This window comes from Paenibacillus phytohabitans (assembly GCF_013141775.1).
Taxonomy (GTDB): Bacteria; Bacillota; Bacilli; order Paenibacillales; family Paenibacillaceae; genus Paenibacillus_AQ; species Paenibacillus_AQ phytohabitans.
The window spans coordinates 159,252-177,812 of record NZ_WHOB01000012.1 but is presented as its reverse complement, the minus strand read 5'-3'; the positions used below and the strand labels follow the sequence as shown (position 1 = coordinate 177,812).

Annotated in this window: 12 protein-coding genes; all 12 read left to right on the top strand. The window is 44.3% G+C overall.

Annotated elements, in window-relative coordinates; translation table 11 throughout:
- Nucleotides 1–13 precede the first annotated feature (13 nt).
- The 12 genes from GC101_RS01210 to GC101_RS01155 all read left to right on the top strand — a co-directional run bounded on the left by GC101_RS01210 (nt 14) and on the right by GC101_RS01155 (nt 18,558).
- The gene (locus GC101_RS01210) at nt 14–1,063 is read left to right on the top strand and encodes an alpha/beta hydrolase (RefSeq protein WP_216626414.1); all 1,050 of its coding nucleotides are present in this window, start codon (nt 14–16) and stop codon (nt 1,061–1,063) included.
- Nucleotides 1,064–1,456: 393 nt separating this feature from the next.
- Nucleotides 1,457–3,082, top strand: coding sequence for a carboxylesterase/lipase family protein (locus GC101_RS01205; RefSeq protein ID WP_171715778.1), 1,626 nt, complete (start codon nt 1,457–1,459; stop codon nt 3,080–3,082).
- Nucleotides 3,083–3,561: 479 nt separating this feature from the next.
- On the top strand, nt 3,562–4,659 hold the full coding sequence (locus GC101_RS01200) for an alpha/beta hydrolase (RefSeq protein WP_216626413.1): 1,098 nt from the start codon (nt 3,562–3,564) through the stop codon (nt 4,657–4,659).
- Nucleotides 4,660–5,181: 522 nt separating this feature from the next.
- Nucleotides 5,182–5,493 (top strand): PTS sugar transporter subunit IIB, encoded by a 312-nt coding sequence (locus GC101_RS01195; RefSeq protein ID WP_171715777.1) that lies wholly within the window; start codon nt 5,182–5,184, stop codon nt 5,491–5,493.
- Nucleotides 5,494–5,531: 38 nt separating this feature from the next.
- The gene (locus tag GC101_RS01190; RefSeq protein ID WP_246354107.1) at nt 5,532–5,867 is read left to right on the top strand and encodes a PTS sugar transporter subunit IIA; all 336 of its coding nucleotides are present in this window, start codon (nt 5,532–5,534) and stop codon (nt 5,865–5,867) included.
- 40 nt (nt 5,868–5,907) lie between these two features.
- Nucleotides 5,908–7,248: a PTS sugar transporter subunit IIC gene (locus GC101_RS01185; protein ID WP_171715776.1), complete on the top strand. Its 1,341-nt coding sequence runs from the start codon at nt 5,908–5,910 to the stop codon at nt 7,246–7,248.
- Between the two features lie 44 nt (nt 7,249–7,292).
- The gene (gene bglX, locus GC101_RS01180) at nt 7,293–9,509 is read left to right on the top strand and encodes a beta-glucosidase BglX (protein WP_171715775.1); all 2,217 of its coding nucleotides are present in this window, start codon (nt 7,293–7,295) and stop codon (nt 9,507–9,509) included.
- Nucleotides 9,506–10,924 carry a family 1 glycosylhydrolase gene (locus GC101_RS01175; RefSeq protein WP_171715774.1) on the top strand — a complete coding sequence of 473 codons (1,419 nt, stop codon included), beginning with the start codon at nt 9,506–9,508 and terminating at the stop codon, nt 10,922–10,924. Before bglX ends, GC101_RS01175 begins: the two co-directional genes overlap by 4 nt.
- Nucleotides 10,925–11,037: 113 nt before the next feature.
- Entirely contained in the window at nt 11,038–12,960 is a 1,923-nt protein-coding gene (locus GC101_RS01170; RefSeq protein WP_171715773.1) for a BglG family transcription antiterminator, read from the top strand.
- A gap of 356 nt (nt 12,961–13,316) precedes the next feature.
- Nucleotides 13,317–14,858, top strand: a complete 1,542-nt coding sequence (locus tag GC101_RS01165; protein WP_171715772.1) for an RICIN domain-containing protein — start codon at nt 13,317–13,319, stop codon at nt 14,856–14,858.
- A gap of 393 nt (nt 14,859–15,251) precedes the next feature.
- Nucleotides 15,252–17,087 carry a sensor histidine kinase gene (locus GC101_RS01160; protein WP_171715771.1) on the top strand — a complete coding sequence of 612 codons (1,836 nt, stop codon included), beginning with the start codon at nt 15,252–15,254 and terminating at the stop codon, nt 17,085–17,087.
- Nucleotides 17,068–18,558, top strand: a complete 1,491-nt coding sequence (locus GC101_RS01155) for a response regulator transcription factor (RefSeq protein ID WP_171715770.1) — start codon at nt 17,068–17,070, stop codon at nt 18,556–18,558. The genes GC101_RS01160 and GC101_RS01155 overlap by 20 nt, the downstream gene beginning before the upstream one ends.
- Nucleotides 18,559–18,561: the final 3 nt, after the last annotated feature.

Genomic DNA, 18,561 nt, shown 5'->3' with positions numbered 1-18,561 from the left:
AGGGGAGTGGAGAATGAACGTCAAAAGATTACTCGCTATTATAATAGTCTCACTAGTTCTTACCGGTTTATTAGGAGCATGCAGCAGCTGGAGAACAGCGGATGTAACGGTACCGGATCTTACAGTCCGTGAAACAGGACAGAAGGCGGCAGGAGTTAACATGAACACGGGGAGCAGTACTGGGCATCCAGTTCCGCAGGAACTTAAGAAAATACCACAGGCGTACTCCCAAGCAGCCGATCAGCAGGGAACCTTGGTGGAGCTTACTTACAACACCTATGAATCCACAACCTACGAACAGAAAAGCAAGAAGCTTACCAAACGGGCCATCGTATATCTGCCATACGGGTATTCAGAAGACCAGAAGTACAACGTATTATACCTGATGCATGGCGGCTGGAGTAATGAAACCTCGAATCTGGGCACTCCGGAGCAGCCGAATTCCTTTAAGAATGTCATTGATCATGCTATTGAGAATGGAGAGGTACAGCCGCTGATCATTGTATGTCCCACCTACAATAATGAAAGTCCGGAAGACAGCGGAGATTACACACTCGCATTCTATACCCTGACGGTTAATTATCACAATGAACTGGTAAATGACCTGATTCCTGCAGTGGAAGGAACTTATTCGACCTATGCGGACAGTACGTCCCCGGAGGATATTAAGAATTCTAGAGACCACCGTGCATTTGGCGGATTTTCGATGGGATCGGTGACCACATGGTATACCTTTGTGAATTGCCTGGATGAATTCCGGTACTTCCTGCCGATGAGCGGTGCGATGGATTATGAGGGAGATGATGTAGATGCGGCAGTCACAGCCTCCGGTCACAGCCCGGATGATTTCTTCATCTATGCGGTTACCGGAACGGATGACTTTGAACATGGACATTTCACAAGCCAGATTGAAGGAATGTTTAGTATGCCGAGTGGAAATTTCATAGCGTCCGATCGGGAAGAAACTGGAAATATCGCATTTCGTGTGAAGGACGGTTATTCACATGACGGCCGTGCAGCAACGGAATATATCTATAATGGCCTAATGTGGTTTTGGAACTAAGAAGAAGGATTAGTATGGAACTTATTGATGGCAAGCCTCTGTGGCTTGCCTATTTGTATTAACCCCATAATCTTATAACAGAAAAATCTACGTAAATCGCAGCTTTAATGGTGCAATACTGTAACGTCTGTTTCGGCAAACACGTTATGACTCTGATATTATGCATTATAAAAAAATGTAGAATTCCCACTCTTTTATCACATATTTCACACATTTTGGTATTATGATTTGACCAGTTGGAGATATGTTTTTCCGGTGACATGTACTCTGATTTCGATTGAAAGTTAAAAAGAATAATAGAAGGAGGAACGATATGGAAAAGAGGAAGAAGAAGTGGGGGAACAGTAAGGATGAAATAGTAGCCTAGTAGAGTTTAATAAAAAGGAGACTCATATGAAAAAGCTAAATTCATTAAAGACAGTAACGATTATAGTGATTTCTTCTATCCTTTTGGCAGGCTGCACAAGCTCTACAGAAAATCAGGCAACGGCAACTAATGGAGTATACACGGAAACCGTAAATGCAGCAGAGCCAACCAATGCTACTGAAATAAACAGTCCTTCGGGACAGACAGATGGGGTTGTGAAAACAACAGCTGGACTTGTACAAGGAACAAATAATGATGGTGTTTACGCTTATCTAGGAGTACCTTATGCTGAGGCAACAGAGCGATTTGTCCCTGCTGGTGAAGTTAAACCTTGGAATGGTGTTCGGATGGCAGATACTTATGGTGCAATGTCACCACAGGGTGCCATTCTTGGCATGGAAGCAAACGCTGATGAGACCGGGACAGATAATAATTGTCAGAATCTGAACATTTGGACTCCCGGAATAGACAACGCACAGAAGCGTCCAGTTATGGTATGGCTGCACGGCGGCGGCTTCTCTACAGGAACAGCCAATAATGCCATGAATGACGGGAAAAATCTAAGCCAAAGTGGAGATGTTGTGGTGGTATCTGTCAATCATCGCCTGAATGTATTTGGTCATCTGGATCTATCAGCTTATGACGACAAGTATAAATATTCCGGAAATGTCGGTCTTACAGATATTGTTGCCGCATTAGAATGGATTCAGAATAATATTGAAGCATTCGGCGGTGATCCGGATAATGTTACTGTTTTCGGTCAGTCCGGTGGCGGTGCAAAGGTGCTTTCTCTGATGACCAGCCCGTATGCAAAGGAACTTTTTGAAAAAGGAGTCGTACAAAGCGGAGCAACAGAAACGATGGGAGTTACATTCTCCACCAAGGAAGAAAGTGAAGCTTTAACAGAACGTATCCTTGACAATCTTAGTATTACTCCGGACAACATTGAAGAACTCCAGAATGTACCTACCCGTGATCTCCAGGACGCTTCCGGCAAGGCGCTGCAGGATACGGCCAATGAATATAAAATCCCTGCAGCCTTTACCGATGATTATGCCATGGAATGGGGACCGGTTGTTGATGGGGATTATATGCCTGTAAGTCCTGTAACTGAAGACGGCTTTGCCGATGCTGGACAGGATATCCCGCTTCTTATCGGAAGCAATTTGAATGAGTGGACCACTTTTGTGCCAGCGTCAGCTCATACCAATATGACAGAGGAACAAAGAAATGCCTATGCACAGGCTTATCCTAATGAGGAGGCATCCGGAGCAGAGAAGGTAGACACCTTTATCCGTTTGCCGATGCTGAAAATTATGTCATATAAGGCAGATCAAGGCGGAGCGCCTGTATATGCCTATATGTTCACATGGGAGAATGGCGGTACCGGCTCTAATCATGGTGCGGAAATTCCATTTGTATTTGATAATCTTACCGGCGGTGATGATGCTGCGCAGAAACTGGCTGAAACCGTGAGCCAGGCATGGATTAACTTTGCAAAAACAGGAACTCCAAGCGCTGAGGACTTACCCGAATGGGAAGCCTATACCCGCGAAAATGGTGCAACAATGATCCTGGATACAGAATCCGAGCTGGTGCATAATCACGACAAAGAACTTATGAAGCTATTGGAACCGGATTATATGTATTAAATAAACGTTGGTCCCGCGGGTAGGACGGGAAATATAGAAATTCTTTTCAGCTAGTTTTCCCAAAACCCAAGAGAGAGGAACTTACACGCCCTCACCTTTTTATTTGAAAGGATGAGGGTTTTTGCGCGCGCATGATGTTGAGCCACATAAAAACCTGCTATTTTCATCACAAAATTCTCACAAATATCTTTTATATTACTTTTAGGACTACTTTCTTGAGAAATATGTTTTTCTCACGAGAGAAGTCGTTTACTATTCAGTTTTGTATAATTCACTGTTTCAACAAAAAGTAAGGTGAAGAATGGAGGCGGATGCATGAAAGGAATGACAGAAGTATATTTAGCGATGGTTTTTCTCATGCCGCCTGCGGGCAGTCGCATGACAGCAGTTCCGGTGAGTAGAAGTCCCGGAGGATGGAAGCACTGACGGAGTGAATGCCAAGTGAATTAAATACTTTTTTAAGGAGAAAGAGGTTCATCATGAATAACAAAAAGATTATGAAATTGGCCACAGTGCTTGTGGCCGGAATGCTACTTGTAACAGGCTGCTCTAGAAATGCGTCAAATAGTACCGATACAGCAGTTAATACGGGTGCGCTCGTCATAGCGGAACAGGGTATATTCTCTGCTGGTGGATTCACAGTAACTTCTGATGGTACCTTTGACCCAAAAGATCAATGGGAAGAAAGTGGTGCTGGCCAGACCTCCCATGTAGATCATGCTAATGTACTCTATCAGCTTCCGGAAAATGAAACGGGGCTACCCATGGTGTTTCTGCACGGTTATGGACAATCCCGTATGGGTTGGATGACAACGCCGGATGGTCGTGAAGGATGGTCAGACATGTTTCTGAGAATGGGACATGGTGTATTCCTTGTGGATGAACCGAGACGGGGAGAGGCTGGAATGACTTCTGTCAGCGGTGAGATCAGCACCAAAACATTGGATCAACGGTGGTATACGCAGTTTAGAATCGGACGCTGGGAGAACGGAAAATCTGTTACCAATGAAGGTTCGCAATTTCCCAATGATGAAGCGTCGGTGGATCAGTTCTTCCGCCAGATGACACCTGATACGGGAATGAAATCAGATATGGGAGCGGACTTTGACAACGAGACCGTTGCGAAGGCATTGGCGGAAACGATTGATGAAGTCTATACAAGAACCGGCAAGAATTCCATTCTGGTAACCCATTCACAAGGCGGCGGTCCTGGATGGACGGCGGCAAGGTATACGGATCATATTGCAGCTATCGTAGCTATCGAACCGGGCGGAGCGCCGGCAGCTGACTCCGAGGATTACAAGACGGTTACCGAGAAGAAGATCCCTGTTACATTCTACTTCGGTGACTATATTGACAACGGAGACCCGTCTATTCAAGCAACCGGTATGTGGCAGATGATGCGCCAGGCCTGTTATGATTTTGCAGAAGCCTATACTGCCCAAGGCGGAATCAGTACGGTAGTTGATCTTCCGAAGGAAGGCATTACGGGAAACGACCATTTCCTATTCCAAGACCTGAACAATGACGTGATTGCCAATCATATAGAAAAGTGGATACAGGCAAATGTGAAGTAAGTAATGTCAAAAATGTTAACCCGCATGAGGATAACGTTTAGCACTTTCTATCAAACATCCGTATTTCGATTTTCACTAAAAAGAATGGACACTAACTGAACGGGTTGAGAATCTCATTTCTCTACCCGTTTTTTCTTGGTTAAAACTGGAACAATAGAGGTGTTCGCGATACCTGAACAGTTTGTTGAAGCTTTCACCGCAGCAGTTGATTATGCAGGTGCTGGTCCATATGTAGACAAAAATCAAATTGGTGTAATCGGTACCTGTCTTGGAAAAAAACTTGCCGGACCCTATCTTAATGGGTCAGAATGATGATTACGGTAGCCAAAAGGCTGTCGACTTATATAAAGCCTTACACACACGATATGCAGCGACCGGACTACCGGGAATTGAAAACGAAATACTGGTGCTGCTGGCGAATTGTTTTTTCCGTTGACCAACGGAAAACGTTTCGATTAAAAATAAATGATAATTAGTTTACGATGGGAATGTGAACGAAATGATTATACGGGGGGAACGAACATGAAGACAATTATGCTGGTGTGTGCAGCAGGCATGAGTACAAGCCTGCTCGTAACAAAGATGAAGAAAGCGGCAGAGAGTAAAGGAGTAAACGCGGATATTTTTGCAATACCTGCTTCGGAAATGAGTTCTGTTCTGGAACATAAAAATGTGGATGCTGTTCTGCTTGGGCCGCAGGTGATGTATATGAAAAAACAATTGGAAGCTGAATTAAGCATTAAAAACATTCCGATTGAGGCTATCAACGTACAGGATTATGGAATGATGAACGGAGAAAAAGTCTTGGATCAAGCATTCGCCTTGATTAAATAAGTAGTATAACACCAACGTTAAAGAAGGAGTGTTAAGAATTGAATACAGAGACAGATAATAATGAAATGGATCAGGATGTCATTGCTTTTAAAATCATCAGCAATGTAGGGATGGCGAAAAGCTTAACGATGGAAGCTCTGTATGCTGCCAAAGAGGGGAATTATGAGCTGGCGGAGGAGAAACTAAGCGAATCCAAACAGCATTTTAAACTAGGACACAAAATTCATTCGAAATTAATTCAGATGGAAGCCAGTGGGGAAAAAGTACATCCTTCGATTATTTTGATGCATGCGGAAGATCAGATGATGAGTGCTGAAACCATCTCTGAACTGGTAAAAGAAATGATCGAAATGTATAAAAAGATAAATAAATAGACATGTGTATACTGCTACTAATCATATGAGGAGCACTAATATGAATGAGAAATTAACGAATTTAGCCAATAAAGTATTGCCGGTTGCCAATAAAATCGGGAATCAAAGACATATTCAGGCCATCTCCAGCGGTTTGATGTATCTTATTCCGTTTGCGCTGCTAGGGGCAATCTTCAATATCATTGCTAATCCGCCGCTCACCGAAACTATTATTCAGCAGGGCGGCTGGTATGCCAAGCTGTTTAGCGGCTGGTTCCATTTTGCCCAGGCACACCGCGCCACTCTAATGATTCCATCCAATATGACTATGGGATTAATGAGTGTAATCGCCGTGCTCGGCATATCCTTTAATTTAGCCAAGAGCTACAAAATGAAAGAGCTGTCCACCTCAATGCTGGCACTGGTCATGTTCCTGATTGTTGCCGCTCCGTCAGTTCCCGCTTACATTGCATCACTTGTTACAAGCGGGGTGGATATGTCTACGGTTCCGACGACTTCGGTATTAGATGTGACGAACTTAGGCTCATCAGGGTTATTCGTTGCAATCGTCATCAGCTTGTTGTCCACGGAAGTGACCCGTTTCTGCAAAGTGAAGAATCTGGTTATCAAAATGCCAAGCTCTGTTCCACCCAATGTGGCCGATTCCTTCTCCAGTGTGATTCCGGCCATCATTAACTGTATTGTCTTCTTTGGAGTAAATTTATTCAGCCAAAATGTCTTTGGCTATTCATTACCGGAGCTAATTAATTCAGTGTTAACACCAGCTATTAACAACGTGAATACACCAATTGCGATTATATCTATCATCACTCTGGGGAACTTATTATGGATCTTCGGCATGCACGGACCGGCCATGATGAGCATGCTGTATATCCCGATTTCCTTTGCCATGACCGGAGCGAATGTAGAGCTTGTTGCGGCGGGTAAAGAGGCGATCTTCCAGCCTGTATATTTGACGCAATTCGCTAATGCCTTCTTCGGATTAACGGTATTACTATTGATTGCCAAATCGAAGCAACTGAAGGCTATCGGTAAAGTGGGGATCATTCCAGGGATCTTCCTGATCAGTGAGCCTGTAGTTTTTGGTACGCCGATCATGTTCAATCCGATTCTGGCCATACCTCATTTGCTGGCACCGATCATTATGATGTCACTGGGTTGGCTGGCAAGCTCATTCGGTTTCTTATCCGGAGATGTCAATATTATTTTTGCTCAATTGCCTTTGGGGCTTAACGCCTTCTTTGGATCAATGAGTGTGAAGAATCTTATTTTCTACTTCCTTATGATTCCCGTGCAAATCCTGATCTGGTATCCGTTCTTCAAAATGTACGACAAACAGCTGGTGATGAAAGAAGCAGAGGAAGAAGCTGCTACTGCCTAATATGTAAACGTTTTATAATTTGGAAGGAAAGGAACTGATTACACTTGGAAGACAGTAAACTACAGGAACTATTCGATTCTCTGACTCTGAAGGAAAAAATATATCAAATGGTGCAGTTATCCGGTGACTTTTTCGCGAACACTGAATTTGTAACCGGACCGCTGGAGAAAGTCGGACTCTCCGAAGAAGTATTTGAAAACTTAGGCTCGGTGTACAATATCTTCGGCGGAGCCAAGGCCATGAAGGACCTGCAGAAAAAATATCTGGAGCATAGCAAGCATAAGATTCCGCTGTTATTCCTCGGGGATGTCATTTATGGATACACCACCTCATTCCCGATTACACTCGCCTATGGCTGCACCTGGGACCCGGAAATGATTGAAAACATGGCACGAATTATTGCCAAGGAGGCTTCTGTCTCGGGCATTCAAGGAACCTTTGGTCCGGCAGCCGATCTGGTCCGGGAACCCCGCTGGGGAAGATGCCTGGAGTCGAACGGTGAAGATCCTTATTTAAACAGCCGCTATACGGCAGCGATGGTTAAGGGGCTGCAAGGGGATTTAGGGGAAGATACAATTGCCTCCTGTGTGAAGCATTTTGCCGCGTACGGTGCTCCAATTGCGGGCCGTGAATATAACAGTGTGGATATGTCGGAAAGAACGCTCCGTGAAGTGTATCTGCCGCCGTACAAAGCTGCGGTTGATGCAGGCTGTCTCATGGTCATGCCTTCCTTCAATTCGATTAATGGAGTGCCTTCTACCGGGAATAAATGGCTGCTGAAGGATCTGCTCAGGGATGAATGGGGCTTTGAGGGTGTAACCGTGACCGATTATTCCGGGATTAAAGAGCTTGTGGATCATGGTTATGCCAAAGATAACCGTCATGCCGCACAGCTTGCTCTGGAAGCCACCGTCGATATTGACATGCGGACCAACTGCTATGCGAATGAGCTGATTCCACTGATTGAAGAAGGTAAAGTTAGCGAGGATCTGGTGAATGATGCCTGCTGGAGAATCCTGGTCCTAAAAAATAAACTGGGATTGTTCGAAGATCCTTACCGCAGCGCCGATGAGCTTAAGGAAGAGAGCATTTGTAATACCCCGGAGCATGTTGATTTCGCACTGAAGGTTGCGGAGAAATCCATCGTTCTGCTCAAGAACGATCAGAAGGTTCTCCCGCTGCAAAAGGAACAGCAGATCGCCCTGATTGGACCTTATGCAGACAACCCGACGCTTAACGGCTTCTGGTCGCCTTTTGCCAGAAAGGATATTCCGGCGCTGAAGAAGACCCTGGAAGACAAGCTGGGTGCCGCGAACGTTCATTACGCCTTTGGCTGTCCGGTACTGGGGGATCACTCGATATACAACGGCTTCCCGGTTCCAAAGACGCCTTATGATGCTATAGCGACAGCGGAGGAGCTGGAGAAATATGGAGAAGAAGCCGTTCAAACGGCTCAGAAGTCCGATGTAATCGTACTTGCGCTCGGAGAACATCATCTAACAAGCGGGGAAGGCGCAAGCAAAACAGACATCAGCCTGCCGAAGCATCAAATAGAACTGCTGAAGAAATTGAAAAAGACAGGTAAGCCGATCGTTCTCGTGATGTTCAATGGCCGCCCGCTGGTGCTGGGTGAGGAAGAACTCGGATGTGACGCTATTGTGGAAGCCTGGTTCCCGGGCACAGCCGGAGCGGCTGCACTCGCGAATATTTTGTCAGGTGAAACCAATCCCAGCGCCAAGCTCTCGATGACCTTCCCAAGAAATATGGGGCAGATTCCGATCTACTATAATCACCTGAACACAGGCCGGCCGGCAAAAACCTCCACGCACAGCGGCAGATTCTTATCACGTTATATTGATTCATCCAATGATCCTATGTTCCCGTTCGGGTACGGGTTATCTTACACCACTTTTGAGTACTCTAATCTAACACTGTCCTCGAAGGTACTGGAAGGAACCGGGGCAATCACTGCCAGCATTGAGATTACCAATACGGGCGCGGTTGATGGTGAAGAGGTCATTCAATTGTATATCCATGATCTGGTGGGAAGTGTGGTCCGGCCGGTTAAGGAGCTGAAAGGCTTCCAAAGAGTAGCCGTGAAGGCGAATGAAACGGTTAAAGCCGAGTTCCAGATCACGGAGGAAATGCTGAGATTCTACACCAGTGATATGTCCTACCAGTCTGAAGCAGGAGACTTCGAGGTGCTCATTGGGCCAAGTTCATCCGAATTTATGACAGAAAGGTTTGAGCTGATCCAATGAACACAGCATCCGGAAAAGGATTTCCTGAAGGCTTCCTGTGGGGCGGAGCGACCTCCGCTTCCCAGGTGGAAGGCGGATTTGACCAGGGCGGTAAGGGACTAAGCATTGCTGATCTGGCGACAGCCGGAAGCAATGTAACCCCACGTTCCTATACCGCCACAATTGAGCCCGGCAGGTATTATCCGACGCATAAAGCGAGCGATATGTATCACCGGTATAAGGAAGATATTAAGCTGTTCGCTGAAATGGGCTTCAAATGCTACCGGATGTCGATCGCCTGGACTCGGATTTTCCCGCAGGGAGAAGAGGAGCTGCCGAATGAGGCGGGCCTGAAATTCTATGATGACCTGCTGGACGAGCTGCTTCAGTACGGGATTGAGCCGATCGTTACGATCTCCCATTTCGATGATCCTGTAGGGCTGACGCAGCAATATGGCGAATGGGATAACCGCAAATTCATCGATGCCTGTGTGAAATATGCCAAGGTGATTCTGGACCGGTATCATCACAAAGTGAAATACTGGCTTACTTTTAACGAGATCAATACCGTCATGTATTTCCCGATGTTTAACGGACTGGCGGTTAATGATGAATCCATGGCCCGGGTCTACCAAATGGCGCATAACCGGTTCGTTGCCAGCGCGCAGACGGTGATCTATGCACATGAACACTATCCGGGTCTGAAGGTGGGAATGATGCTCGGCGCGGCCGCCAAATACCCGTATTCCTGTGATCCCCGGGATGTGATCGAGAGCATGGAGAAGGAGGATGATATCTTTTACTTCAGTGATGTGCAGGTCAGAGGGTATTACACCAATAAGGCCAAAGGGAAATTACGGAATTATAATGTCTGCCTGGAGACGGCAAGTGACGATGAGCAGCAGCTTAAGGATGGCAAGGTTGATTTTATCGCCTTCTCTTATTACTCCAGCAATGTTGTAAAAGCCAATACTGATGAAAGTGAAGTGAAGGGGAATTTCTCCTCCGGCAAAAAAAATCCGTACCTGGAAACCTCCGACTGGGGCTGGCAAATTGATTCACGCGGCCTAAGATATACACTGAACCAGCTCTATGACCGCTATCAGGTGCCGCTGATGATTGTAGAGAATGGACTTGGGGCCAAGGATGAGATAAGTAGGGATGGTGCCATTCACGATCAGTACCGGATTCATTATTTGCGGGAGCATATCAAAGAAATGAAGACCGCAATCGAAACCGACGGTGTCGACCTGATTGCTTATACGCCATGGGGCTGCATTGATATCGTGTCGGCCTCCACCGGTGAAATGAGTAAGCGTTACGGTTTCATCTACGTTGATGCAGATGATAATGGCAACGGAACCTATGACAGATTGAAGAAAGACTCGTTCGAATGGTACAAACAAGTTATTGCCTCCAACGGTGAAGTGCTCTAATCCTATTGCTAAGATAGCCGATTCTCTGTTCAGGGGAGTCTGGCTTCTTAGCATTTATGGTATAAATATATAAGACGACAGGCCGAACAGTGCAGGAAACGAGGTGTACATCTATGGGTTCGAGGGTCTCAAAACGTCAAAAGGATATTCTCTTAGTCCTCTCAGGAACGAAAGATACAATTACCGCAGAAATGATTGCCAAGGAGTTAGGAGTCAGCGACCGGACTGTGCGGAATGAGTTGAAGGCGATACAGGCAGATTGCCGCCACTTAGGCGTAGTGATTGAATCTGTCCGGGGACTCGGATATAAACTCCAAGTAACTGATCCGGCGTTATATGCCGAAAACTTCAGTCAGCTGGTTATTGAGAAGAAAGAGGAGTATGACCAATTCCTTGATCAGGACGGCAGAGTGCTGTATCTGCTCAAGGTATTACTGCTCAGCAAAAAGGAAATCAAAATCGAGCAATTCGAAGATAAAATCTATGTATCCAAATCGACGATCCAGAATGATCTGAAGAAGGTTCGGGAGTATCTGTCCAAGCACCAGTTGAAATTGGTGTACCGGCCGCACTATGGAATTATGGTGGAAGGGGATGAGTATAAGAAAAGACTGTGCTTGTCCGAATATTTTTACCACAATTTCCGGGGCAGACGTATTCAAAAGGATTCTTCTCCGCTGTTGGATCAGCAGCTGTATGTCACAATCAAAGACATCATTATCAAGAAGATTAACGAGTATACCCTGAATATCTCGGACATGTCCCTGGAGAATTTGGCTACCCATATTGCGATAGCGTGCAAGCGGATAGAACAGGGATTCATCATTGAACATTTCAAGGAGCCGTTCGACAGCGGGCATGCATTTGAAAAAAAAGTAGCAGAAGAATTGATAATAGATGTTCAAGCCTATACCCATCTCCAGTTTCCAGATTCGGAAATTGATTATATTATCGTTCATTTGCTGGGCACAAGACTATTACAAGAGAACAAGTTATCTGAATTAAGCTGGTATGAGGAAGTAAATAGCATTGTTCAGCGTATGATTAAAAGGTTGGACATGGAATTAAATTGGGATTTTCATCAGGATTATGAATTTAGCCAAGCTCTTACGTTACATCTTCGCGCAGCAATCAACCGACTAAGGTTTCGGATGAATATCCGAAATCCGTTATTGGATGAAATAAAGCTGAGACATCCCGGTGCTTTCGAGGCAGGTGTTGTTGCCAGCAGAGTCTTGGAGGAATATACGGGTATAGAACCAGGTGAGCATGAAATTGCATATATAGCTTTGCATATTGGTGTTGCTTTGGAGCGGAAGAAGAGCAAGCAAAAAAAGATAAAGCGGGTAATCATCGTGTGTGCCTCAGGGCTTGGCAGTGCCCACTTGCTTGCCTTCCGCATTAAGCAGCTGTTCTCGAGTGAACTGGAAATTGTCGATATTATCAACTACTATAATTTATTGCAATATGACATGTCCTCTATCGACCTGATTATTAGCACAATCCCTATTAAGGAAAATTTGAGTGTGCCCATTGAAGTTGTCAATACTTTCTTAAACGAGGAAGATGTTGAGGAACTAAGAAAAAAATTATTGTCCGGTGAAAATAAGGCAGCTGTATATTTACACCCGTCAAGAATATTTATGAACCTAGCGCTGGATACGAAAGAAAAGGTTATCGGTTTTTTAGGTGATGAATTATATAAGCGGGGCCTTGTCCCAGAGAATTACACCCAATTAGTGTTGGAAAGGGAAGAATTTGCGCCCACCTGCTTCGGAAATCTGGTTGCCATCCCGCATCCGATATCCCCTGTGACCGATGAGACTTTCTGGACAATCTGTACGTTACAATCACCCATCGATTGGCATAACAATCAAATGGTTCAGGTAGTTGTCCTATTAAATATTCAAAAAGAACCGGGAAAGAACCTGGAAGAGATGTATAAAGTTCTTATTCAGGTGATAGAGAATAAAACCATCGTGCAAAATATGATTAAAAGTAAATCTGTTGCGGCGTTGATGGGGGAGTTCAATTAACTAATATATTCTCACATTAGGTTCATTTCCTTGGTACCGCTTCGGGGCCATCAGGGGTAATAGACGCCTTGAACTTACTACCCGAATCACCGTCTGGTATCTTTGTCCAAGAGCTTGTCAGGATATGAATAGTGGATATTTGGTATAAAAACAAATAAGTCCCCTCTAATTGGAAAATCCCTCTACAGTGAATTCGTTAAACTCCATCTACAATATTCAATAAGGGGGTATAATAATGCTCATTTATTGAAAGGAAGCTCAAATCCAAATTGCATTGGATGTGGGAATTAGGAGAATTTTATGGATATTGAAATGTGAATATGAAGTTGATGTTCATAATCCAGAGGAGGAACTAAATGATGGGGATTTGTCTCAAAAAATTTTGGGGGAATGTATTTATTTTATGTTCGGTTGTTATAGCAGTGATAGCTGCATTTCCAAGTAATGCAAGCGCGTATGGACCGTTGACAATGTACACTGCCGATTCATCTACATCGGTTCGATACGGAGCGTTGTACCCGCATGCTATTCAGCTTAAGTATCAGAGCAATCCATCAAATAACGGAAAGATGTATGCAACTTTTGAAAAATACACGGTGGCTCCTTTCACATTTCCTGTGTTTGAAAGTGTGGATAATGGAAAAACATGGTCAAGGCTTCCGGATGTAACGGATCAAGTCAACGGCTGGGGATTAAAGCAGGAGCCCTTCTTGTTTGAACTTCCTGAAGACACAGGTAATATGTCTGCTGGGACCCTTCTGATGATTGGCAATTCGGAGCCCGCTAATGATTCGCATACAAAGCTTGATATATACAAAAGTAATGATCTCGGTAGAACATGGACATTTGTAAGTTCAGTCGCTTCTGGGGGAGCGGCAACAATGGGGACAAGTACTGCTATATGGGAGCCATATCTTATCTACGCTAATAATAAGCTTATTTGCTTTTATTCGGACGAGCGTGGCGTGGCAAGCGGGGGACAAAAAATTGTAGCACAGTCCTCTACGGACGGAGTAAGTTGGAGTGTGCCTTTTGATGTTGTGAATTTCACTTCAACAAATGCAGCCTATCGCCCGGGCATGCCTGTAGTTGCTGAAATGGCTAACGGACAGTATATACTAGTCTATGAGTTCATAGGTAAGGCAAATGCGCCGGTTAATTATAAAATTTCGTCTAATCCAGAAAGCTGGGATCCGACAGATCCCGGGACCACTTACGGTTATGGAGGAAGCCCCTATGTAGCGGTAATGAATGATGGGAAAATTGTTGCCGGCTCCTATAGCACAGCGGACATATATGTAAACTCAAACAACGGCTCAGGTACGTGGACCAGACAGGCAACACCAGTAGGTAATGGTTACAGGCGTTTACTGTTACCACTTTTAAACGGCAGGTTGTTTGTAATGAATGGCGGTCTATTAAGAGAGCCATCGTTGAATTCAGTGACCTATGCTGATATGCCTGTAAATGCTGTGAACGGACAACCTATATATTTCAAAATCACTAACTTTAGCAGCGGTTTGGCCCTTGATAGTATGGGAAATAACACACTTGGTGCGGACGTAAATCAGTATCATATTAATAATAACGATAACCAATTATGGTATAACATGGATTTAAACAATGGTTATTTTAAAATTGTCAATAAAGCAACGGGCTTGAGATTGGATTCTTTGGGCAGAACAGTGGACGGTTCTGTAATTGGCCAGTATATGGATAGTTCTAGCTACAATCAACAGTGGTCCATTGTACCTCAGAATGGAGACTATTGGAAGATAATTAATCGCGCTACCGGTAAAGCACTAGACACAGGAGAACAAACCGGGGACGCCACTGCGATGCAGCAATGGATCATCAACTCCAGCAGCAATCAACTTTGGCGGTACTCTTCTAACTAACCAGCAAGTATTGCGATAAAGCAACTGCGAGTCAGGTCGCATCTGATTCGCAGTTTGATTTATTTTTTAGGGAAATAAACCTATCTATTAAAGAAAAACAGTCTACGTACACATGTATAGATTTCGTTTATATTTGAAAGCATTCCTAAAAAGATATGGGATACCGAATGGTAATGAATGCTACTTCTAGGTTATCATCATTACATTGTTAATTCCTCACTTAACGTGATAATGGACAAACAAGTTCCTCCAGAAGGTATTTCAAATGCAGGAGTGCTTACTATCTTCTTTTATAAGATGCTAATGTTCAATAATATTATGGTAAATAATCAACTTCATTTCCAAGGGGGGCATACTTTTGCAAGCGCTTAATAATTCGTGGATGAGGGTGGTATGAAGTTCTGGAACTCTTGGAGGTTGCAAACGAAACTCGTGTTAAGTTTCTCAGGGATATTCGCACTCTCTTTCATTGCTACAGGGGTATTCTACTACTACAGCAGTGTTAATGAGGTCAAGAAACAATCTCTGCAGTTGCTGGGTTCAAATAGTGCGCAGGTTTCTCGTTCGATCGAGCTCTATTCGGAGGATTTGGAGAAGCTGTCACTATCCGTATTCAATGATTCTGTTGTTCAAAGAGCAGTTGGTCAAAATGAAGCACTCGATGTTTCGGGGCAAGCGGAGCTGGCTCAACAGGTAACGTCGCATCTTCTGAATTTGACCTTGTCTTGGCCGGATGTCCAGGGAATCTATCTATACTCCAATCAAATGAAGGATTTAACCTACTTTTGGTCTAAGCGGAGTCCGCCCATAGGTTACACAATCAAACAAGAGCCATGGTATCCTTACAACGGAAGAGGTATAAGAACTCCTTTTCTGCTATGGCCAACCATAAAGGAGAATACAATCACGAATTTTCTTGGGGAACAAGTATTTTCGCTTATTCGTCCTGTTAATCAAATACCGACGGGTAAGCTAATCGGTTATATGAAAATTGATATTCATGCAGAGGTTTTTAAAAACCTGGTTACTTTGCAGGCTGGGGACAGATCTCCAGGTTCAACGCTGTATATCGCGACTGACCAAAACCAGGTTGTTTATGATACTCAAGATCTATTAACCGGAAGCGAGATTTCCGGAATAAATATATCTGAGTTGTTGCAAGATCGTACGACAGGCACGATCAATTGGCAAGGAAAAGCTTATTTATACGGTTATCACAGATCCGATTATACGCAATGGACAACGCTGATTCTAACGCCGATCCGTGCCATTACAAAGCAGCTAAAGGTTATCCGCAATACAGTCATGGGGATTGAAATCGTTGTGCTAATCTTGGTGGTGGCCATTGCTTGGATTATCGCAACAGGCGTAACGCGTCCCCTTCGTAAAATGATCGTCACTATGAAGTACGTTGAGCGCGGAGACTTCACCGTTCGTGCGGAATACTCAAGCCAACGTAATGAGATCGGCTTGCTGGGTAAGGTCTTTAACCAGATGCTTGATAGTCTGCAAGCTTTGATAACTAAGGTATATATAGCTGAAATTAGGGAAAAGGATGCCCGGCTTGTTGCTTTACAAGCCCAAATCAATCCCCACTTTCTTTTCAATACGCTTACGATACTCAAATCACTCGGTCGAAAGGGGGCCTCTGATGACGTTGTTGAAGTGACCGAATCCTTAGCCCACCTATTTCGCTATAGTCTGTATGATTGGGATCGAACAGTCGAATTAAGAGAGGAAATACAACTAATCGAAAGCTACATTAAGATTCAGAAATATCGATTTCAAGATCGCTTTGTATTCCAAAAAGATATACCCGAGGAATTACTGGGGGCTAAAGTACTGAGATTGATGATTCAGCCTCTCGTGGAGAATTCAATTGTACATGGGTTAGAACACCGCAAGGAGGGCGGTATTGTGGCTGTTGCCGTCAGGAGTCAGGATGGGGTATTGGAAATAAAGGTGACGGACAACGGGATCGGCATGGATGACGCCATACAGGAAAAGTTCCAGAAGAAACTTGAGGAGACACACTTAAGCGGATCTGACATCCGTGAAGAACATATGGGAATTGCACTTTTCAATATTCAGAAGCGATTGGTACTTATTTACGGAAATGATTACGGCTTAAAATTAGAGAAGTGTTTGAATGAAGGAACAACCGTTATTTTGCGGTTACCTTTCCAACGGGAGCGAGAGGAAGCGCGGTATGAAGATCACGCTGATTGAAGATGAACTGTTAGCATTGGACGAACTGTGGTATTTAATGAAGCCTTATGAGACTTTGCATACAGTCGTTGGATTTAAAAGTGGAGAAGAAGCTTTGGCAGATGCCAAGCTCTCCTCTCCCGATATCGTAATATCGGATATTCGCATGCCAGGGTTAAACGGACTTAAAGTGGTCGAAGAGCTGATTACTTTGCAGCCTAGAACACAAGCCATCATGCTGAGTGGCTATAATGACTTTGAATACGCGAGGATTGCGATGAAGTTTGGCGCTAAGGAGTATTTGCTCAAGCCGGTACTTGCTTCCGATCTTTATTCCGTCGTAGACCGAATGATTGCTGCTGTAAGAAAGGAAGAAGAGAAGAGCAGACTAGAACTGCATTGGTCTTTATCGCGTTCCATACGAGGTATACTCGAAGGAAAGGAAGACAGTATAAATGAGCTCACTGGTGACTGGCTCCTGGTTGTCATTCTTCTAGAGAACTGGAATAGTTTCTATTTGTGGGCTCACAGTGGTATTTCCGCTTCCGATATTTCTTCGTGGCTCCGTAATGAGGGTAATGTTGATGCGGAATGCTTCGACATGGATGAACACCTAAGAATTGCCATGTGGCCTTTGAACAATCAGGAAAGGGATGGCGTTCTGCGCCAACGTGTCAACCGACTTTATGAATATCTCTGTTTGCAAGGTCTTGTCGTGCATTGCGTCTATAAGCATCGGAAAATACCACAATCATTAGCGGGAATTTATAAACAATGTCTTAATCAATTAGAGGCTCAGCTTTGTTTAGGAGAATCAACATTTATGCAGATTGAGCAGCCAGTTGTCACACAATCCTTCTGGGACAGCGCCAGAAGGATTGAACAGCATTTGAGGGAGCAGGATTATGCTAAGTTTCAATTAGAGCTAAGAAGGATGATTGAAGGACTCCAGCGAGCACGGACGACGCTTAAGCAAACTTCCGTTTTGTTAGCGGATTTCCTCTATGCGCTTAAATTTAAATTGAACGATAATCAATTCGTTCTTGATACAGCAGGCTCGGATTCACTTTATGAGGTTCTTAAGTCATGCAGAGAAGAGACAATGCTTGTAGAGTGGTTATCCAGTAAGCTGGTAAGTTTGATGGCAGTAAGAGAGAAGAAAATTCTGGAGCCGAAACAAATCATTCCTTCGTTGATGGAGTATGCACAGCAGCACTATGGGGAGGTCGTTCATCTTCAGGATTTCGCGACCAAGCATCATGTAAGCATCAGTTATTTATCGAAGCTCTTCAAAACCGAGACAGGAGACAACTTCTCGGATTATATCATCCGACTCCGCATAAATAAAGCTAGAGAACTATTAGATAACGGCTATAAGAGAATTGCGGAGATCGGCAAATTAGTCGGTTATGAAGATCCGAAATTTTTCAGTCAGACGTTTAAACGATGGACAGGCGTCACACCTCAAGAATATAAGCGCAAAAATAAATGAAAC

What these genes read in the sequence shown, in the direction of transcription:
- GC101_RS01210 (WP_216626414.1), top strand. Translation starts at nt 14, where the DNA reads ATGAACGTCAAAAGATTACTCGCTATTATAATAGTCTCACTAGTTCTT.
- GC101_RS01205 (WP_171715778.1), top strand. Translation starts at nt 1,457, where the DNA reads ATGAAAAAGCTAAATTCATTAAAGACAGTAACGATTATAGTGATTTCT.
- GC101_RS01200 (WP_216626413.1), top strand. Translation starts at nt 3,562, where the DNA reads ATGAATAACAAAAAGATTATGAAATTGGCCACAGTGCTTGTGGCCGGA.
- GC101_RS01195 (WP_171715777.1), top strand. Translation starts at nt 5,182, where the DNA reads ATGAAGACAATTATGCTGGTGTGTGCAGCAGGCATGAGTACAAGCCTG.
- GC101_RS01185 (WP_171715776.1), top strand. Translation starts at nt 5,908, where the DNA reads ATGAATGAGAAATTAACGAATTTAGCCAATAAAGTATTGCCGGTTGCC.
- GC101_RS01175 (WP_171715774.1), top strand. Translation starts at nt 9,506, where the DNA reads ATGAACACAGCATCCGGAAAAGGATTTCCTGAAGGCTTCCTGTGGGGC.
- GC101_RS01170 (WP_171715773.1), top strand. Translation starts at nt 11,038, where the DNA reads ATGGGTTCGAGGGTCTCAAAACGTCAAAAGGATATTCTCTTAGTCCTC.
- GC101_RS01165 (WP_171715772.1), top strand. Translation starts at nt 13,317, where the DNA reads ATGATGGGGATTTGTCTCAAAAAATTTTGGGGGAATGTATTTATTTTA.
- GC101_RS01160 (WP_171715771.1), top strand. Translation starts at nt 15,252, where the DNA reads ATGAAGTTCTGGAACTCTTGGAGGTTGCAAACGAAACTCGTGTTAAGT.
- GC101_RS01155 (WP_171715770.1), top strand. Translation starts at nt 17,068, where the DNA reads ATGAAGATCACGCTGATTGAAGATGAACTGTTAGCATTGGACGAACTG.